This is a genomic window from Mesorhizobium sp. M0217, from assembly GCF_040321955.1.
Lineage (GTDB): Bacteria > Pseudomonadota > Alphaproteobacteria > Rhizobiales > Rhizobiaceae > Mesorhizobium.
Window position 1 is genome coordinate 218,566 of record NZ_JAMYSN010000004.1, and the last position, 15,541, is coordinate 234,106.

Here is a 15,541-nt window from a genome sequence, read left to right on the forward strand (position 1 = left end):
GTCGTCACACAGCCGCGCTGTATCATCGTCCTGACACACCGTGTCAGCTGTCGTGCGGGTAAAGGTGGCGGGCCGGCAAGCGCTTCCCTACTTCAAACCAGTCTGAACAGGAGGAACACACATGACCATCGCGGATGTTGCCAAGGATTTCACCGAAATGCTCCAGCAGGGGGATCACCTGGGTGCTGGTGAAAAGTACAATGCCGATGATATCGTCAGCCTCGAAGCGATGGAGGGCCCGATGGCCATTGCCCGTGGCAAGGAAGCTCTCAGGCAAAAGGGCGAATGGTGGCAAGCGAACCACGAAGTCCATGGCGGCTCTGTCGAAGGCCCCTATGTCAACGGCGACCAGTTCGCGGTGCGCTTCAAGTTCGACATAACGCCCAAGGCCACCGGCGAACGGGTCACCATGGACGAGGTTGGCCTGTACACGGTCAAGAACGGCAAGATCACCGAAGAGCGCTTCTACTACTGAGCCCGGGTGCCGTAGGGTTCCGGCGCACTTCGCTGCACGACCCAAAAACCAGGCGGCCGGGACAAAGTCCTGGCCGCAGTGGGAAAAGCTCAAATGGTCTTCACATACTGCGCCAACTGATCGGCCACCGTGCCCCAGCCGTCGAAGAACCCCATCTCTTCATGATTGTTGCGGGTAGCCTCGTCGCGATGGATGGCCGTTGCCGTGTAGCGCGTGCCCTTGTCATCCGACTGAAGCGAAATGACTGCGGTGATGAAGGGCTCGCCGGAGGGCCGATAGCCCGGCAGCAGCGCATCGGTCCACACCAGCCGCTCGTTCGGCACGATCTCGAGATAGCAGCAATGGCGGTCGTTGACCTCCTTGCCGTCGGGTGATTGCATGCGCGTCCGGAACAGTCCGCCCGGACGAAGGTCGATCTCGCAATCGGTGATCAGCCAGGGCTTGGGCGTGAACCATTGCTTGACATGCTCCGGCACCGTCATCGCGCTCCACAAGAGTTCGCGCGGCGCGTCGAGCTTGCGCTCCAGCACAAGGTCCAGTCTGGGGTCGGGCTTGAAGGGATAGCTCACTTTTCTTGCTCCTTGAGGCTCATCACATAGGCGTCGAATTGATCGAGTCGGCGCTCCCACAGCGTGCGCTGTTCGGCCAGCCAGTTTTCGGCGAGCTGCAGCGGTTCGGGCGCCAGCTGATAGGTCCTGGTGCGGCCGATTTTTTCCGATCGCACCAGACCGCAGCCTTCCAGCACTTTCAGATGCTCGATGAAGGAAGGCAGCGCCATCTCGAAAGGCTGCGCCAACTCGCTGACCGAGGCCGGACTGCGGTTCAACCGCTCGACCACGCGCCGCCGCGTCGGGTCAGCCAGCGCGCGGAAGATGCCGTCGATCGGCGGGAGACTTGTAGTTGGGGCGAGGAGGCTTGGCATGGGCGATCCTGAGGTCTGTCGACGCGGTGCAGGCAGATACTTAGGAAATTTCCTTAGTATTGGCAACCTCTAAAAAAGCGCCGCTAGCGATTGGGAAGCTGGCAAAGCGGGGAGGGCGGTTTTAGGCTGTCTGAGGATTCGACTGTCAGTCAAGGGAAGCGCGTTTTGACGATCACCATGTACGGCATCACCACCTGCGACACGATCCGCAAGGCGCGCACCTGGCTGGAGGGCCATGCTGTGCCCTACCGCTTTCACGACTACCGGGCCGAGGGGATAGAGGCGGGCAGACTGGACGGGTGGGTCGGCAAGGTTGGCTGGGAAAAGCTGCTCAACAAGGGCAGCACCACATTTCGCGAACTGCCGGACAAGGACAAGCAAGGGCTCGACGAGAAGAAGGCCAGGAAGCTGATGCTGGCCAACCCGACGATGATCAAGCGCCCGGTGCTCGAGGTCGGGGATGAGATTTTGGTGGGGTTCAAGCCGGAGGCTTATGAAGGGGTGGTGAAGTAGCGTAGCCTTGCCTCGTCAGCCTATGGCGTAGCAAGGAGCGAAGCGACGCAGCGCAGACCCGAGGATGACGAACGCGTGGAGGGCGATCGCTAATTGTGAAGGCTTTCGCTTGCGGCGTATGCAGCGGTTCGCTGTCTCTCAACCCGTCCCGCGCAAATATCCCGCCAACGCCACCGCATTGTTATGCGCCTCGTCATGCGCGCCATAAAGCAGCGTCACCTTGGCCTTGCCGAGCAAGCCACGCAGTTTCGCCACCGCTTCTCTATTCCCATCCAGTTCGACCGAATACCGCACCTGAAACTCCGCCCATCGCGCCGGCTCATGTCCGAACCACCTCCGCAATTCATCGCTCGGCGCGATCTCCTTCAGCCACAGCGTCAGCGCGGCATCCTCCTTGCTGACGCCGCGCGGCCAGATGCGATCGACCAGCACCCGCTGCCCGTCATCGGGCGCGGGTGCTTCGTAAATTCGCTTGACCGTCAGGTCGGAGGCCATCCGCCCCCTTTACGCCCACTCGCCTTTGCGCATCACCGGCACGCGGCGGCCATCCTTATGCACGCCGTCTATGTCGATCTTGTCCGAGCCGATCATCCAGTCGATGTGGATAAAACTCTTGTTGCCGCCGCGCTGGGCGATTTCGTCCTGGCTGAGCGAGGCGCCGTCGACGAAGCATTTTGAATAGCACTGCCCGAGCGCGATGTGGCAGGCGGCGTTCTCGTCGAACAGCGTGTTGAAGAACAGCAGGCCGCTGGCCGAGATCGGCGAGGAATGCGGCACCAGCGCCACCTCGCCGAGCCGGCGCGAACCCTCGTCGGTGTCGAGCACTCTCTTCAGCACGTCCTCGCCCTTCGAAGCCTTGGCTTCGACGATCCTGCCCTCTTCGAAACGCACCGAGATATCGTCGATCAGCGTGCCTTGGTAGGACAGCGGCTTGGTCGAGGATACATGGCCGGAGACGCGCCGTGCATGCGGCGTGGTGAAGACCTCCTCGGTCGGGATGTTCGGATTGCAGGTGACGCCGTTCTTGGCAGTCGAGGCGCCGCCCATCCATTCATGGCCATCGGCCAGCCCGACGGTCAGGTCGGTGCCCGGGCCGCTGAAATGCAGATCATGGAAATTGTGCTCGTTCAGCCACTTTGTGCGGCCGCGCAGCGCTGCATTGTGCGCCGTCCAGTTTGCGATCGGGTCTTCCACATCGACCCGTGATGCCGAAAAGATCGCATCGGCGAGCTTCACCACCGCGACATCGTCGGCATCGCCGGGGAAGACCTGTTTTGCCCAGGCGAGATCCGGGTAGGCGACGATGTTCCAGTTGATGTCGAAGCCGGTGATCTTTTCCAGCGCCGGCTGGTAGGCCATCGAGTTCGCCTTGTTGGCGCGCGCCACTTTCGCCGGGTCCTGCGCCGACAACAGCGACGGGTCCTCGCCGCGCACGGCAAGCCGCGCCGCATTGTTGGAAAAGGCCTTCGCCATGCCTTCATACATCCAGCCGGCGGCGCGGTCGAAGCCGGCATCCGCGCCGTAGCGGAAGCGCGCCAGCATGATCTCGTCATCGTTGAAGATAGGGGTCACCAGGCCGGCGCCCGCTTTATAAGCGTGCTCGACGATGCGCCTGGTCAGCGGCAGTGCGGCGATCGACGAGGTCAGCACCAGATCCTGCCCCGGCTGCAATTGCAGCCCCACCTTGATGGCGACTTCCGCCAGCCTGTCGAGCTTCACCGGGTCGATGGTTGCGGAAACGCCGCGCGAATGTGTGGTCATGATCCTGCCTGCCTTGGTCCGGGAGTGAGAGTTCCAACATAGGCCGGCGCGGCTGTCCTTTCCAGCACCGTCGCGACGGACAGCCCTAGGCAGCGCTTTCCAGCGCGCTGAACTGCGCCACGGTCGCCGCGATCTCTTCGCGGATCCAGATCTTGAAATCGCGCACCTTGCGGCTTTCGGTCTTGGTGGCCGAGGTCACCAGCCAGTAGCCGAGGCCGCTCTGCGCCCGCACGCCGAAAGGCGCGACGAGGCGGCCGTCGGCCAGCGCATCGGCGGCCAGCAATTGCCAGCCGAGCATGACGCCGTGGCCGGCGATTGCCGATTCCAGGCACAGCATCGGGTCGGTGAAGCGCGCGCCCTTGCGGAAGCTGACCGGCTCGGCCCCGGCAGCCTTGAACCAGCTCTCCCAGTTGATCATCGCCCGCTCGTCGGTGATGGCGCAGGTCTGCGCCAGGTCTTCGATCGACTTCAGTTTCTTGGCGATCACCGGCGCGCAGACCGGAAAGACTTCCTGCGCCAACAAAAGTTCCGCCCGGCCGCCCGGCCATTTGCCGTCGCCAAGCCGGATGGCGATGTCGATGTCGGAACGTTCGAGATCGGCGAGGCGCACCGAGGCGTCGATGCGCAGCAGCACGTTGGGATGGCGGTCGAAATGCCGCGACAATCGCGGCAGCAGCCATTTCGAGGCGAAGGCCGGCGCCACCGAAACCACCAGCGTGCATTGGCTTGCCTCATCGGCCAGCGCCACCGCCTGCGCCAGCTCGCGAAAACCGGCGCCCAGCCGGGCGGAAAAAACCGTTCCGAATTCGGTCAGCACCAGCCCGCTTGCGGTGCGTTCGAACAGCGCCTGTCCGAGCTGCTTTTCAGTGCGGTTGATCTGCTGGCTGACGGCGCTGACCGAGACGTTGAGTTCGCCGGCCGCCGCCGCGAGCGAGCCGAGGCGGGCGACGGTTTCGACGGCGCGCAGGCCGTTGAGATGGACGCGGTTCAGCATAGCCATTTCAGTTTTTCTAAACCGGCGCGGCTGAAATCTCAATTGAAAGACAGCCCGACAAGGCAGATTTTAGTGGGACAGTCAGACCGAGGAGGCGAGGATGACGATCGTATCATTGTTCAAGATCTTAGCCGCTGCCGGCCTCCGGCCGGACCGCTATGATGGGATGCACGGCGGCGATGTCATCGACTGGGTTACCGACCCATTGTCGCATCCGGTGCTGGACACCATGTCGGAACGCGAACTCGGAGATATCCCGTTCCGGCTGACGGCGCGCCGCACCGCCTACGAGACCGGGGCGGTCGGCTGCGGCTGAGATGCGGGGGCGTTAGTCGCGCCCGCTGGCCCAACACAAAGCGGATTGTTTCATCGGTCGCCAATTCTATGGTGCGCTGCAATGAACGCCGCTCCATCACCCTTGCGCCAAGCTCTCGCTGGCATGATCGCCATGGCCGTTGCCATGGGCATTGGCCGTTTCGTCTACACGCCGATCCTGCCCGGAATGATGGAAGAACTGCATCTGTCGCCGGCCGATGCCGGCTGGATCGCGTCGGCCAATTATCTCGGCTACCTCGTCGGCGCGCTTGCGGCGGCAGGCGGCTGGGCGCATGGGCGCGAGCGCCTGCTGATGTTTGGCGGCCTTGCCGCCAGTGCTGCGCTCGCCGCCCTGATGGGGCTGAGCGAGACGATGACCGCCTTTGTCGTCCTCCGCTTCCTTGCCGGTCTCGCCAGCGCCTTCGTCATGGTGTTCATGGCCTCGATCGTCTTCGGTCACCTGGCAGCCGCCAACAGAAGCGACCTGCAGGCGCTGCATTTCGGCGGCGTCGGCCTCGGCATCGCGGCATCCTCAGCGCTGATGGCGGTTCTGGTCACCGAACATGCCGGCTGGGCTTCGGGCTGGCTGTGGTCGGCAGCGATTTCCGCCGGCGGCCTTGCGATGGTCGCCTTGCTCGCCGGCAGCACCGCACCTGGCCGCGGCGTGGCCGACCGCGAACCGGCACTGCCGAGGGACCGGTCGTTGGCAAAAGTCATCGTTGCCTACGGCCTGTTCGGCTTCGGCTATGTGGTGACGGCGACCTTCCTGGTCGCCATCGTGCGCCAGGGCGGCGGCGGCCGCGTCTTCGAGGCAAGCGTCTGGATGGTCACCGGCCTTGCCGGCTTTCCCTCGGTCTGGCTGTGGCAGAAGGTAGCGGCACGGATCGGGCTTTATACCGCCTATGCCGTGGGCTGCCTGGTCGAGGTGGTCGGCGTCACCGCCAGCGTCGCCATCGGCGGCACCGCCGGGCCGCTGCTGGCGGGCGTCCTGCTCGGCGGCACCTTCATCGCCATCACCGCGCTCGGCCTGCAGACGGCAAGGCAGCTCGTGCCGGAGGCGCCGCGCCGGATTTTTGCGCTGATGACCGCTTCCTTCGGCATCGGCCAGATCGTCGGCCCGATCGTCGCCGGACTGCTGGCGCAAGCCTCGGGCAACTTCTTCCTGGCCTCGATCGTCGCTGCTGGCGTATTGCTGGTATCTGCTGGGATCACCTGGTCGGCCGCGCCAAAATCGCCATGATTGTGGTCTTGCTCGATGCCGGGCATCGGGTACGGGCATTTGCTTTCCACCTAATGTGTGACTTTATGCCCGCTGAACCCCGCTGATTTGCGCACCGACCGAGGATTTCACCACAGTGTTCGTATCCTTCTTCCCGCAGCCGAAGCTGTTTTTCACCTCGGCCGCCGTCTGGAGCCTTTTGCTCATCATAATTTGGTTTTTCGGCGGCCAAGAGCTGGGTACCCTGATTGGGCTTGCTCCGGTGGCAGCCGACACGCCCGTTGGCGTTGAAGTCTTTTGGTCTGACCCGTTCGTCTGGTTCTACCTATACTACGGCACGGGCGTAGCGCTTTTCGCTGGCTTTTGGAGGTGGTATTCACCCCATCCTTGGCAGAACTGGTCGATCCTTGGGTCCGCGCTCATTCTCTTCGTGATCTATTTCCAGGTTCAAGTGGATGTAGCCTTTAACGCTTGGTACGGACCGTTCTACGATCTCATACAGCGGGCGCTCGGCAAGGCGTATTCGACAACGCCGTGGGATTTCTACAGCCAACTGCTGACCATCTCCTGGGTCGCTGGATTGGCCGTTGCCGTGGGTGTCCTTAACCTATTTTTTGTGAGCCATTGGATCTTCCGCTGGCGCACGGCGATGAATGAATACTACATGTTCTATTGGGACAGGCTTCGCACTATCGAAGGAGCGTCGCAGCGTGTCCAGGACGACACCATGCGCTTTTCCACGACGATGGAAGCACTCGGTGTGAATTTGGTCCGCTCGGTAATGACGCTGATCGCATTCTTGCCCGTTCTCCTCGTTCTGTCGAAAAATGTAACTGAATTGCCAATCGTCGGAGAGGTCCCTTACTCCCTAGTGGTGGTAGCGATTGTTTGGTCGATTTTTGGGACTACTTTCTTGGCGCTCGTCGGCATCAAGTTGCCAGGCCTCGAATTCCGTAACCAGCGCGTCGAGGCTGCCTATCGAAAAGAACTTGTTTATGGTGAAGATGATCCGAATCGTGCTCGGCCGCCCACTGTCGCCGAACTATTTAACAACGTGCGGCGAAATTACTTTAGGCTTTACTTCCACTACATGTATTTCAATGTGGCTCGCATATTCTATCTTCAGATAGATAATATATTCCCTTATATAGTATTGGTCCCAACGATGGTGGCCGCCAAAATCAGTTTGGGTCTATTGAACCGAATTCTCGATGCCTTCGGGCAAGTGCGCTCCTCGTTCCAATATCTCGTCAATGCGTGGACAACGATTGTCGAGCTTCTGTCCATTTACAAGCGCCTGCGTGCCTTCGAGGCAATTATCCACGGCGAGCCGCTTCCCGATATCGATCGTCGTTTCCTCGCGCGCCAGGCAAAGGAACCCGACCCGGCTTGATCCTATCTGCATAGACGGTTGGCGGCTCAGCCGCCCACCGCCGCCTGCCTCTCGCTACCACGTTGCCGCTGCACATAATCGCGAAAACTGATGCACTCGACATCTGATTTGACGCAGTTTTCGCCGGCAAAGCGCTCCAGCGCGTCCCAGTAGGCGCCGTTGTTCATCGGCGTGAAGTGGAAGCTGAGCACCAGCGGGATGCGCTTGCCCTGATATTGCCTGTCGAAGGCGGCGCGGAACGCCTGGTACGTCCGCTCGGTGAAGTCTGCCGCCTGGCTTGGCCGCTCGAAGCCGCCGGAATGCCTGACATAGAGATTGTAGTCCATGGCGATCACCAGCCTACCATCAGGGCCTTCCGGGATCTGCGGCAGCGAAAAGCGGGTCAAGCCGCCGCCGGTCGGCGGCTCGACCGGGCCTTTCGAAACGCCGCTGGCATCATAGTGGTAGCCGGCTTCAGGCAGGGCCTCATAGAGCCCTTTGCTGGTCGAGAGGTACGGCGCGCGAAAGCCGACAACGGCATGGGCAATATCGCGCCATCCCTTGGGCTCGGGTTCAATACCGTTGATCGCATAGGCGTTTTCCAGAATGCGCTCGAACGAGGCGAATTCCTTCAGCCAGTCGGCCTTGCTCCAGTCCTTGCCGTCGAAATGGCCGCAGCCATGGCTGGCGATGTCGTGGCCTTCCGAAGCGGCGAGCCCGATCTGATCGAGCCGATCGGCGACGTCCTGCTTCGAAGCGGCAAAGCCGATGTTGGATTTGCCCGCGGACTTGGCCGGAGCTGTGTAGTCGGCCCGCGTCTGCGGCGACAGCAGGAAGACGCAGGACAAAAAGTAGGTGAAATGCGCGCCGGTGCGCTTGGCCAGCGCCCGGCTGCGCTGCCATTGCGAGATCTCCCGGGCGCTATCGAACGAGATGATGACGATTTGCTTCGGCTTTGCCGGGGCAGGCGGCGCCGGCGGGTCGGCGAAAGCCGCACCAGCCATGGCAAGCACGGCTGAGGAAAACGCAACAACGCGGGACAAACGTGGCATCGGCAATCTGGGCTTGATCTGGAGGCAGTCCAAGCCGGCTATCGGCAAAATGTGGCGTGGGTGCGATCAACGTCGGCAGCTATGCGCCCGGCGATTAGCCGATTTTCCTGCCGAGCCCCTTCCATGCCCGCGAAATTTCGCTAAAACGCGGGCTCAAGAAGCGCCCCTGTTAGGGCAGCAATGGTTTTGATTGATGTCCGACGACAGTTTTATCCGCGAAGTCAACGACGAGATGCGCCGCGAAAAGGCGCAGGCGCTGTGGGATCGTTTCGGTCCGGCGCTGCTTGGCCTTGCTATCCTGGTGGTGCTCGGCACCGCTGCCTTCGTCGGCTACCGCTATTGGGACGAGACGCGCGCCAACCGCTCCGGCGATGCCTTCTCGCAGGCGCTGAAGCTTGCCAATGACGGCAAGAGCGACGAGGCGCTGACCGCCCTCGAACAGCTGGAAAAGGACGGCTACGGCGCCTATCCGCTGCTCGCCCGCATGCGCGCGGCGACCGTCAAGGCCGACAAGGGCGACTTTGCCGCCGCCGTCGCCGATTTCGATGGCGTCGCCGCCGACAACGCCATTCCCCAGGGCATTCGCGACATGGCGCGCCTGCGGGCCGCCCTGCTGCTCGTCGATCACGGCTCCTTCGCCGACGTCTCCAGCCGCGTCGAGGCGCTGACCGCCGACAACAACACGCTGCGCCACACAGCGCGCGAAGCGCTCGGCCTTGCCGCCTGGAAGGAAGGCAAGACCCAGGATGCGCTGAAACTGTTCGACCAGATCGCCGCCGATGACGGCGCCCCGCGCAACGCGCGCCAGCGGGCGACGCTGATGTCGGAATTGATCCGCGGCTCGGGCGCGTCATGATACGCATCGCCCAAAGCCTGCCCTCGGGCCTGACCCAAGGGCGCGCTGCGGTTTGGGCGATGATATGGATAGCCGGATGAGCTTCAAAGTCGCCATTATCGGCCGGCCCAATGTCGGCAAATCGACGCTTTTCAACCGATTGGTGGGACGGAAGCTGGCGCTTGTCGACGACACGCCGGGCGTCACCCGCGACCGTCGCGTCCACGCGGCCAAACTCTACGATCTGCATTTCGATGTCATCGACACCGCCGGTTTCGAAGACGCCGCCGCCTCGACGTTGCCCGGCCGCATGCGCGCGCAGACCGAGATCGCGATCCGCGAAGCCGACCTGATCTTCTTCACCATCGACGCCAAATCAGGCCTTTTGCCCGACGACCGCACCTTTGCCGAGATCGTGCGCAAATCCGGCAAGCCGGTCGTGCTGGTCGCCAACAAGGCCGAGGCCAAGGGCGCCCAGGGCGGCATGCTGGAGGCCTGGGAACTCGGCCTCGGCGAGCCGATCCCGGTCTCGGCCGAGCACGGCCAGGGCATGCCCGATCTGCGCGACGCGGTGATCGAGGCGCTGGGCAAAGACCGCGCCTTCGGCGAGGAAGAAGACGAGGCCGAGGACGTCGCCGCCAGCGAGGTGCTGATCGGCGAGGACATCACCGATCCCGACGCCGAACCTGCCTATGACGACACCAAGCCGATGCGCATCGCCGTCGTCGGCCGTCCCAATGCCGGCAAGTCGACGCTGATCAACGCGCTGATCGGCGAGGAGCGGCTTTTGACCGGCCCGGAAGCCGGCATCACCCGCGATTCCATCTCGGTCGACTGGGACTGGCATGGCCGTCGCCTAAAACTGTTCGACACTGCCGGCATGCGCCGCAAGGCCAGGATCCACGAAAAGCTGGAAGTGATGTCGGTGCAGGACGGTCTGCGCGCCATCCGCTTTGCCGAGATCGTCATCATCGTGCTCGACGCCACCATCCCATTCGAGAAGCAGGACCTCCAGATCGCCGACCTGATCATCCGCGAGGGCAGGGCGCCGGTCATCGCCTTCAACAAATGGGACCTGATCGACAATCCGCAGGAACTGCTGGCCGAATTGCGCGAAAAGACCACACGGCTTTTGCCGCAAGTGCGCGGCATCCAGGCGGTGACGGTTTCGGCCGAGACCGGGCGCAGCCTCGACAAGCTGATGGATGCCGTCATCAAGACGCACAAGGTGTGGAACAGCCGCGTTTCCACCGGCAAGCTCAACCGCTGGCTGGAAAGCATTCTTGCGCATCATCCGCCGCCCGCCGTCGCCGGACGCCGGCTCAAGGTCAAATACGTCACCCAGGCCAAGACCCGGCCGCCGGGTTTCGTCGTCCAGTGCTCGCGGCCCGACGCGATGCCGCAATCCTATGTCCGCTACCTCTCCAACAGCCTGCGCGAAGCCTTCGACATGCCCGGCGTGCCGATCAGGATAGCGCTGCGGACTTCGGACAACCCGTTCGCGGGGAGAGCGAACAAGCGCAAGTGAGCGGTGACGGTTGCGAAATTCTCCGCAAGATTGGCGGGGCAGCACCCCCCTCTGCCCTGCCGGGCATCCCCCTCAAGGGGGGAGATCAGCAGCCGCTGCGGCCGTTCTCACCTTGCAAGATCAAAAATTGGCGAAAGCGTTGATGACAGCAATCTCCCCCCTTGAGGGCCCTTGAGGGGGAGATGTCCGGCAGGACAGAGGGGGGTGTGACGGAACGCGACACCGGGTGATCACCGCGTCTAAGCGACCTCTCTCAACCGCTCGTCCTGCGGCAGCGCCGCCACCGCCGCCTGCCACAAAATATCCGCCAGCCGCGTCGCCACCGGGTCCAGTTCGGCGTCTTTCTGGTGCATCACCAGCGCCATGGTTGGCAGCGCGGGTAAGCCCAACGTTTGCGGTGCCATCGTCCTGACATTGGCCGGCAGGCCGATATCCGTGCGGATCGTCAGGCCGAGGCCGGCGGCGACCGCCGCCCAGATGCCGCCAAGGCTGGGGCTGGAGAAGGCCATCCGCCATGGCAGGCCGGCGCGGTCGAGCGTTTCCGTCGTCACTGTGCGCAGCAGGCATGGCGCTTCCAGCGCCACCAGCGGCAGTGCCTCGCCCTCGCGTAGCCTGGTCTCGATCAGCTTTGCCGGCCCGATCCAGCGCAATTGCGCGTCGCCGACATGCCGGCTGTAAGGCAGCGCCTGGCCGCTGTCCCAGGCCAGCGCAATGTCGAGATTGCCTGATGTGATCCGCTCGGCGAGTTCATAGCTGCGCCCGATCCGCGCCTCGATCTTGACCTTGGGGTGCGCGCGGGCGAAGCGTCCGAGCACCTCCGGCAGCACCGCCTCGCCGAAATCCTCCTGCAAGCCGAGCCTGACCCAGCCTTCCAGTTCCACGTCGTGGATGGCCGAGGCCGCCTCGTCGTTCAACTCGAGCAGCCGCCTGGCATAGCCGAGCATGGTTTCGCCGGCTTCGGTCAACGCCAGTCCGCGGCCCGACTTGCGGAAGATCGGCGTCGCCGCCTGGTCCTCCAACTTCTTCAGTTGCGCGCTCACCGCCGAGGTCGAGCGGCCAAGCCGGTCGGCGGCCTTGGCGAAGCTGCCGAGTTCCATGCCGGTGACGAAGCTTCGGAGGACATCGAGGTCGAAGGTTACGCGGCGCATCACAACGATCCTGTTTTTCGGGAACAATTGTCAAAAACTTCCCGATATTCGGGATGAAGTTATGGCGGTAAAGACGAGGCGTCAAGGTCCCGAAAGGGCATCAACAGGAGTCCCGCCATGTCGATCGCCGACGCAAATTGTGAGCCAGGCCGGGTTGGCCGAGCCGCCGCCGTCACGTCGAAGGCTGAACGATTTCGCGCCAATCATCGCTGGAAGGTGCTTGGCATCGGCGTTGCCGCCAATGCCAGTTTCTCCGCCACCTTCGCCGGCATACCGGCGGCGGCGGTGTTTCTGCGGTCGGGCTATCACTTGAGCAATGGCAATCTCGGCCTGGTCCTCGGTCTTCTCGGACTGGGCGTTGCCTTGAGCGAACTGCCCTGGGGTCTGCTCACCGACCGCTGGGGCGATCGCGGCGTGCTATTGACCGGCCTTGGTGCGACCGCGGCGTGGCTCGCCCTGATGGCGTTGTTCATCGTGCCTTCAGTGACCTATGTGCCTGGCGTCGCAATGCTGGCCGCATGCCTTCTGGTCACCGGCCTGCTCGGCGGCAGCGTCAACGGTTCCAGCGGCCGCGCCATCATGGCCTGGTTCCACGAAGGCGAACGTGGCTTTGCCATGAGCATCAGGCAGACCGCGGTGCCGCTCGGCGGCGGGCTCGGCGCGCTGGTCCTGCCGTCGCTGGCATCGGTGCACGGTTTCGCGGCGGTCTTCGGGCTGCTGGCCGCCATGAACGCCGTCTCTGCGCTGTTTGCCTGGCGATGGCTGCACCAGCCGCCGGAACTGGACAATGCCGGCAGCATGGCCGTGGCAAAGTCGGGCGGTCCGGCGCCGCTGCGCAATGTCGAGGTCTGGCGCATCGCCACCGCCATCGGCCTGCTCTGCTTTCCGCAAGTGGCGGTGCTCACCTTCGCCTCCGTCTTCCTGCACGATTTCGCCGGCATGGCCACGCTCACGATCAGCGCCAGCCTTGCCGCGGTGCAGACCGGCGCGATGGTGATGCGCGTCTGGAGCGGCCGCTTCACCGACCGCCATGGCAACCGCCGCTGGTTCCTGCGCCTCTGCAGCATGACGAGCGCGCTTGGCTTCGCGGCCGTCGGCCTGCTGGTCCTGGCGGCAGGAGCCACGCCAGACGCCCATGCCGCGTTGATCCCGGCGATCGACGTGCTGCTGGTCGTTGCCGGCATTTCGGTCTCCGCCTGGCATGGCGTCGCCTACACCGAACTCGCCACGCTTGCCGGCGCCAGCCGCGCCGGAACCGCGCTCGGTCTTGCCAACAGCTTCGTCTTCATCGCCTTCTTCGTGGTGCCGACCGCCATTCCGGCTTTGCTGCTCATCTGGTCGTGGCCTGGCGTCTGGCTGGTGGGCGCGCTCTGCGCCATGATTGCATGGCCAATTTTCCTGCGGCCGAACTGACGGGTTGCCGGTCGGCAAACGGCGTCCCATTTCGGGCCGCTTCGGAAAAACACGATCAACCGCGTTAACCCCGCATCAAGGTTAATGCTTCACTTTGGCTCTCCAGTGGCTCAGTGGCGTTTCTGGAGAGTTCCCCGTGCATCGACGTGTCCTGAAGCGGCTGGCCGCCGCCGCCGGTGAGAAAAAACGTTCCTTCGTATCGCCATTGGTCATCGGGCTCGGCATCTGGATCGGCTTTCCAACTGTCGTCGCCTACCAGGACATGGGCAGCTTGATTTCCGGCCTCGAAGCTTCGGGCACCCGCTGGAACTCTTATGTCGAGCGCTCCGTCGCCGGCTCGGTTCATGCCGCCGAAATGCCTTTCATCGATTCCGTCACCACCGGTTCGCTCTCGGGCTCGGGCGTGCGCCTGCCCGGCGTCGGCAAGGTCTCGTTTCGCGGCAAGGGCAATGTCGCCGGCATCACGCCCGACGAGGACCGCATCATGCGCGCCGACAAGAAGGGCCGCATCATCCAGGTCTCGCCGGTGGCGCCGCCGAAGAACTTCAATGCCGGCTCAATCTTTCAGCGCACGTCCTCGCTGCTGCGGCCGAGCATGGACAGCGGCCTGAAGCTCGCCTTCGCCAAGCCCGGCATCAAGGGCAAGGAAATCCAGATCGCCCAGGCCTTCCATACCAATGTGGACAAGAAGCCCGATCCCGGCGTGCCGGCCATGCTTGCCGCGTTGGTCAACAATGACAGACCGGACGTGCTGGCCACCGCCTATGCCCAGGCCGAACCCGATTACGCCAAGGCCTCACCCTTCGAAGCGCTGCTGCAGGACGAGGAGCCGAGCAGCGGGCGCTTCATTCCGCCGATGGCCAAGGGTGACCACTCGTGGATCCAGAACCCGCTGCCGGCCAGCGTCTTCTCCACGAAGGAGCAGGCCTGCCTCGCCAACGGCATCTATTTCGAGGCGCGCGGCGAATCCGTGCGCGGCCAGGCCGCCGTCGCGCAGGTCATTCTCAACCGCGTCCGCAATCCGGCCTATCCGAACTCGATTTGCGGCGTCGTCTACCAGAACGACAACTGGCTGAACCGCTGCCAGTTCTCCTTCGCCTGCGACGGCCGCAAGAAGCGCATCGAGAGCCCCGCCCATTACAAGACCGCGCAGGACGTCGCGATGGCGGTCACCGCCGGCAAGATATTCATTCCCGAAGTCGGCTCATCGACCCACTACTACGCCAACTACGTCCATCCGGGCTGGGCGCGCACGATGCAGAAGATGACCAAGATCGGCCTGCATATCTTCTACCGCACCTATGGCGGCGGCTGGAGCTGAGCCCTTCGGCTTGCCTGTCGCAAACGAACCGCAAAGGCCCTGGAAGCCGAAATCGGACAACGGTCGCCGGACGGATTCGGGGCATGTGCCGACCCGATAGTGCCGGGCACGATGTCGCACCTCGCCAAGTGATTGATTCCAATAGAAAAAATACATGGCTTTGAAGTCCCGCCCGTGGCTTGACGGGCGCAAACCCTCTAACTATGTTGCCGGCGACTTTAGAAGCGGACGGACGGTGACGGTCTGACCGGGCAGGGGGGTTACGATGGCCGACAAGAACGGGCCAGACGGAACCGGAGAAACCGGCCGCGGCAGCAAGCACGAGGCCGACATCCGCGACGAAGATCTCGAACGCCGCCGGCGTGAGCTTGGAGCATCGCTTGCGACAAGACGGCCGGATCAGCTCGAGGGGAATGACGGCGCGAAGGCGACGGCCGGATATGGCCAGGCGCTCAAGCTGTCCAGCGAGTTCATCGCCGGGATAGTGGTGGGTGTGGGCCTTGGCTGGTTTCTGGATCGCGTGGCGGGAACCTCGCCATGGGGTCTGGTCGTCGGCTTGTTGCTGGGCTTTGGCGCCGGCGTGCTCAATGTCCTGCGTTCGTCAGGTGTTGTGGCGGAATTCGGAAAAAGCGAGAAGTCGCACGATCCGAAAGAATGAAATGGCGCGCCGCCA

Annotated in this window: 17 protein-coding genes; 10 read left to right on the top strand and 7 right to left on the bottom strand. The window is 63.3% G+C overall.

The features are described from left to right. Positions 1 to 121 precede the first annotated feature (121 nt). The gene (locus NKJ18_RS10050) at positions 122 to 475 is read left to right on the top strand and encodes a nuclear transport factor 2 family protein (RefSeq protein WP_023668502.1); all 354 of its coding nucleotides are present in this window, start codon (positions 122 to 124) and stop codon (positions 473 to 475) included. A gap of 89 nt (positions 476 to 564) precedes the next feature. Here NKJ18_RS10050 and NKJ18_RS10055 read toward each other — a convergent pair whose 3' ends face one another. Next, positions 565 to 1,044 carry an SRPBCC family protein gene (locus NKJ18_RS10055; protein WP_023668501.1) on the bottom strand — a complete coding sequence of 160 codons (480 nt, stop codon included), beginning with the start codon at positions 1,042 to 1,044 and terminating at the stop codon, positions 565 to 567. Then, positions 1,041 to 1,397 carry an ArsR/SmtB family transcription factor gene (locus NKJ18_RS10060; protein WP_023668500.1) on the bottom strand — a complete coding sequence of 119 codons (357 nt, stop codon included), beginning with the start codon at positions 1,395 to 1,397 and terminating at the stop codon, positions 1,041 to 1,043. Before NKJ18_RS10060 ends, NKJ18_RS10055 begins: the two co-directional genes overlap by 4 nt. Positions 1,398 to 1,562: 165 nt before the next feature. Here NKJ18_RS10060 and NKJ18_RS10065 point away from each other — a divergent pair, with 165 nt between their 5' ends. Beyond that, entirely contained in the window at positions 1,563 to 1,910 is a 348-nt protein-coding gene (locus tag NKJ18_RS10065) for an ArsC family reductase (protein ID WP_023709906.1), read from the top strand. A gap of 138 nt (positions 1,911 to 2,048) precedes the next feature. Here NKJ18_RS10065 and NKJ18_RS10070 read toward each other — a convergent pair whose 3' ends face one another. The 3 genes from NKJ18_RS10070 to NKJ18_RS10080 form a co-directional block, all read right to left on the bottom strand. Continuing rightward, on the bottom strand, positions 2,049 to 2,405 hold the full coding sequence (locus NKJ18_RS10070) for a DUF488 domain-containing protein (RefSeq protein WP_352758177.1): 357 nt from the start codon (positions 2,403 to 2,405) through the stop codon (positions 2,049 to 2,051). 9 nt (positions 2,406 to 2,414) lie between these two features. Then, positions 2,415 to 3,671, bottom strand: a complete 1,257-nt coding sequence (locus NKJ18_RS10075) for an aminopeptidase (protein WP_023668497.1) — start codon at positions 3,669 to 3,671, stop codon at positions 2,415 to 2,417. Positions 3,672 to 3,756: 85 nt separating this feature from the next. Continuing rightward, the gene (locus tag NKJ18_RS10080) at positions 3,757 to 4,671 is read right to left on the bottom strand and encodes a LysR substrate-binding domain-containing protein (RefSeq protein ID WP_023687096.1); all 915 of its coding nucleotides are present in this window, start codon (positions 4,669 to 4,671) and stop codon (positions 3,757 to 3,759) included. Between the two features lie 94 nt (positions 4,672 to 4,765). On the opposite strand from NKJ18_RS10080, the gene NKJ18_RS10085 reads away from it, so the two are divergent. From NKJ18_RS10085 to sbmA, 3 genes are all read left to right on the top strand, one after another. Beyond that, positions 4,766 to 4,981, top strand: a complete 216-nt coding sequence (locus NKJ18_RS10085) for a hypothetical protein (protein ID WP_023668495.1) — start codon at positions 4,766 to 4,768, stop codon at positions 4,979 to 4,981. Between the two features lie 81 nt (positions 4,982 to 5,062). Continuing rightward, positions 5,063 to 6,220 carry a YbfB/YjiJ family MFS transporter gene (locus NKJ18_RS10090; RefSeq protein ID WP_023738455.1) on the top strand — a complete coding sequence of 386 codons (1,158 nt, stop codon included), beginning with the start codon at positions 5,063 to 5,065 and terminating at the stop codon, positions 6,218 to 6,220. Positions 6,221 to 6,335: 115 nt separating this feature from the next. Further along, positions 6,336 to 7,592: a peptide antibiotic transporter SbmA gene (gene sbmA, locus NKJ18_RS10095; RefSeq protein ID WP_023668493.1), complete on the top strand. Its 1,257-nt coding sequence runs from the start codon at positions 6,336 to 6,338 to the stop codon at positions 7,590 to 7,592. A 26-nt stretch (positions 7,593 to 7,618) separates the two neighbouring features. Here sbmA and NKJ18_RS10100 read toward each other — a convergent pair whose 3' ends face one another. Then, complete coding sequence (locus NKJ18_RS10100) at positions 7,619 to 8,623, bottom strand: polysaccharide deacetylase family protein (protein ID WP_023834492.1); 1,005 nt, start codon at positions 8,621 to 8,623, stop codon at positions 7,619 to 7,621. A gap of 193 nt (positions 8,624 to 8,816) precedes the next feature. Here NKJ18_RS10100 and NKJ18_RS10105 point away from each other — a divergent pair, with 193 nt between their 5' ends. Next, positions 8,817 to 9,479 carry a tetratricopeptide repeat protein gene (locus NKJ18_RS10105; protein WP_352758178.1) on the top strand — a complete coding sequence of 221 codons (663 nt, stop codon included), beginning with the start codon at positions 8,817 to 8,819 and terminating at the stop codon, positions 9,477 to 9,479. A gap of 76 nt (positions 9,480 to 9,555) precedes the next feature. Next, positions 9,556 to 10,986 (top strand): ribosome biogenesis GTPase Der, encoded by a 1,431-nt coding sequence (gene der, locus NKJ18_RS10110; RefSeq protein WP_023692116.1) that lies wholly within the window; start codon positions 9,556 to 9,558, stop codon positions 10,984 to 10,986. Positions 10,987 to 11,225: 239 nt separating this feature from the next. Here the strand turns inward: der and NKJ18_RS10115 are convergent, their stop codons facing one another. Then, positions 11,226 to 12,134 (bottom strand): LysR substrate-binding domain-containing protein, encoded by a 909-nt coding sequence (locus NKJ18_RS10115; protein ID WP_023738457.1) that lies wholly within the window; start codon positions 12,132 to 12,134, stop codon positions 11,226 to 11,228. Positions 12,135 to 12,251: 117 nt separating this feature from the next. Here NKJ18_RS10115 and NKJ18_RS10120 point away from each other — a divergent pair, with 117 nt between their 5' ends. The 3 genes from NKJ18_RS10120 (at position 12,252) to NKJ18_RS10130 (ending at position 15,526) form a co-directional block, all read left to right on the top strand. Continuing rightward, a complete protein-coding gene (locus NKJ18_RS10120) occupies positions 12,252 to 13,547 on the top strand; it encodes an MFS transporter (RefSeq protein WP_023745507.1) in 1,296 nt (431 codons plus the stop codon). A 136-nt stretch (positions 13,548 to 13,683) separates the two neighbouring features. Then, positions 13,684 to 14,868, top strand: coding sequence for a cell wall hydrolase (locus tag NKJ18_RS10125; protein ID WP_023668487.1), 1,185 nt, complete (start codon positions 13,684 to 13,686; stop codon positions 14,866 to 14,868). A 265-nt stretch (positions 14,869 to 15,133) separates the two neighbouring features. Then, on the top strand, positions 15,134 to 15,526 hold the full coding sequence (locus tag NKJ18_RS10130; protein ID WP_023668486.1) for an AtpZ/AtpI family protein: 393 nt from the start codon (positions 15,134 to 15,136) through the stop codon (positions 15,524 to 15,526). Positions 15,527 to 15,541: the final 15 nt, after the last annotated feature.

Bases quoted from the DNA above. Each gene is read 5' to 3' on its own strand.
- NKJ18_RS10050 (WP_023668502.1), top strand. From the start codon at position 122: ATGACCATCGCGGATGTTGCCAAGGATTTCACCGAAATGCTCCAGCAG.
- NKJ18_RS10060 (WP_023668500.1), bottom strand. From the start codon at position 1,397: ATGCCAAGCCTCCTCGCCCCAACTACAAGTCTCCCGCCGATCGACGGC.
- NKJ18_RS10070 (WP_352758177.1), bottom strand. From the start codon at position 2,405: ATGGCCTCCGACCTGACGGTCAAGCGAATTTACGAAGCACCCGCGCCC.
- NKJ18_RS10075 (WP_023668497.1), bottom strand. From the start codon at position 3,671: ATGACCACACATTCGCGCGGCGTTTCCGCAACCATCGACCCGGTGAAG.
- NKJ18_RS10080 (WP_023687096.1), bottom strand. From the start codon at position 4,671: ATGGCTATGCTGAACCGCGTCCATCTCAACGGCCTGCGCGCCGTCGAA.
- NKJ18_RS10085 (WP_023668495.1), top strand. From the start codon at position 4,766: ATGACGATCGTATCATTGTTCAAGATCTTAGCCGCTGCCGGCCTCCGG.
- NKJ18_RS10090 (WP_023738455.1), top strand. From the start codon at position 5,063: ATGAACGCCGCTCCATCACCCTTGCGCCAAGCTCTCGCTGGCATGATC.
- NKJ18_RS10100 (WP_023834492.1), bottom strand. From the start codon at position 8,623: ATGCCACGTTTGTCCCGCGTTGTTGCGTTTTCCTCAGCCGTGCTTGCC.
- NKJ18_RS10105 (WP_352758178.1), top strand. From the start codon at position 8,817: ATGTCCGACGACAGTTTTATCCGCGAAGTCAACGACGAGATGCGCCGC.
- der (WP_023692116.1), top strand. From the start codon at position 9,556: ATGAGCTTCAAAGTCGCCATTATCGGCCGGCCCAATGTCGGCAAATCG.
- NKJ18_RS10115 (WP_023738457.1), bottom strand. From the start codon at position 12,134: ATGCGCCGCGTAACCTTCGACCTCGATGTCCTCCGAAGCTTCGTCACC.
- NKJ18_RS10120 (WP_023745507.1), top strand. From the start codon at position 12,252: ATGTCGATCGCCGACGCAAATTGTGAGCCAGGCCGGGTTGGCCGAGCC.
- NKJ18_RS10130 (WP_023668486.1), top strand. From the start codon at position 15,134: ATGGCCGACAAGAACGGGCCAGACGGAACCGGAGAAACCGGCCGCGGC.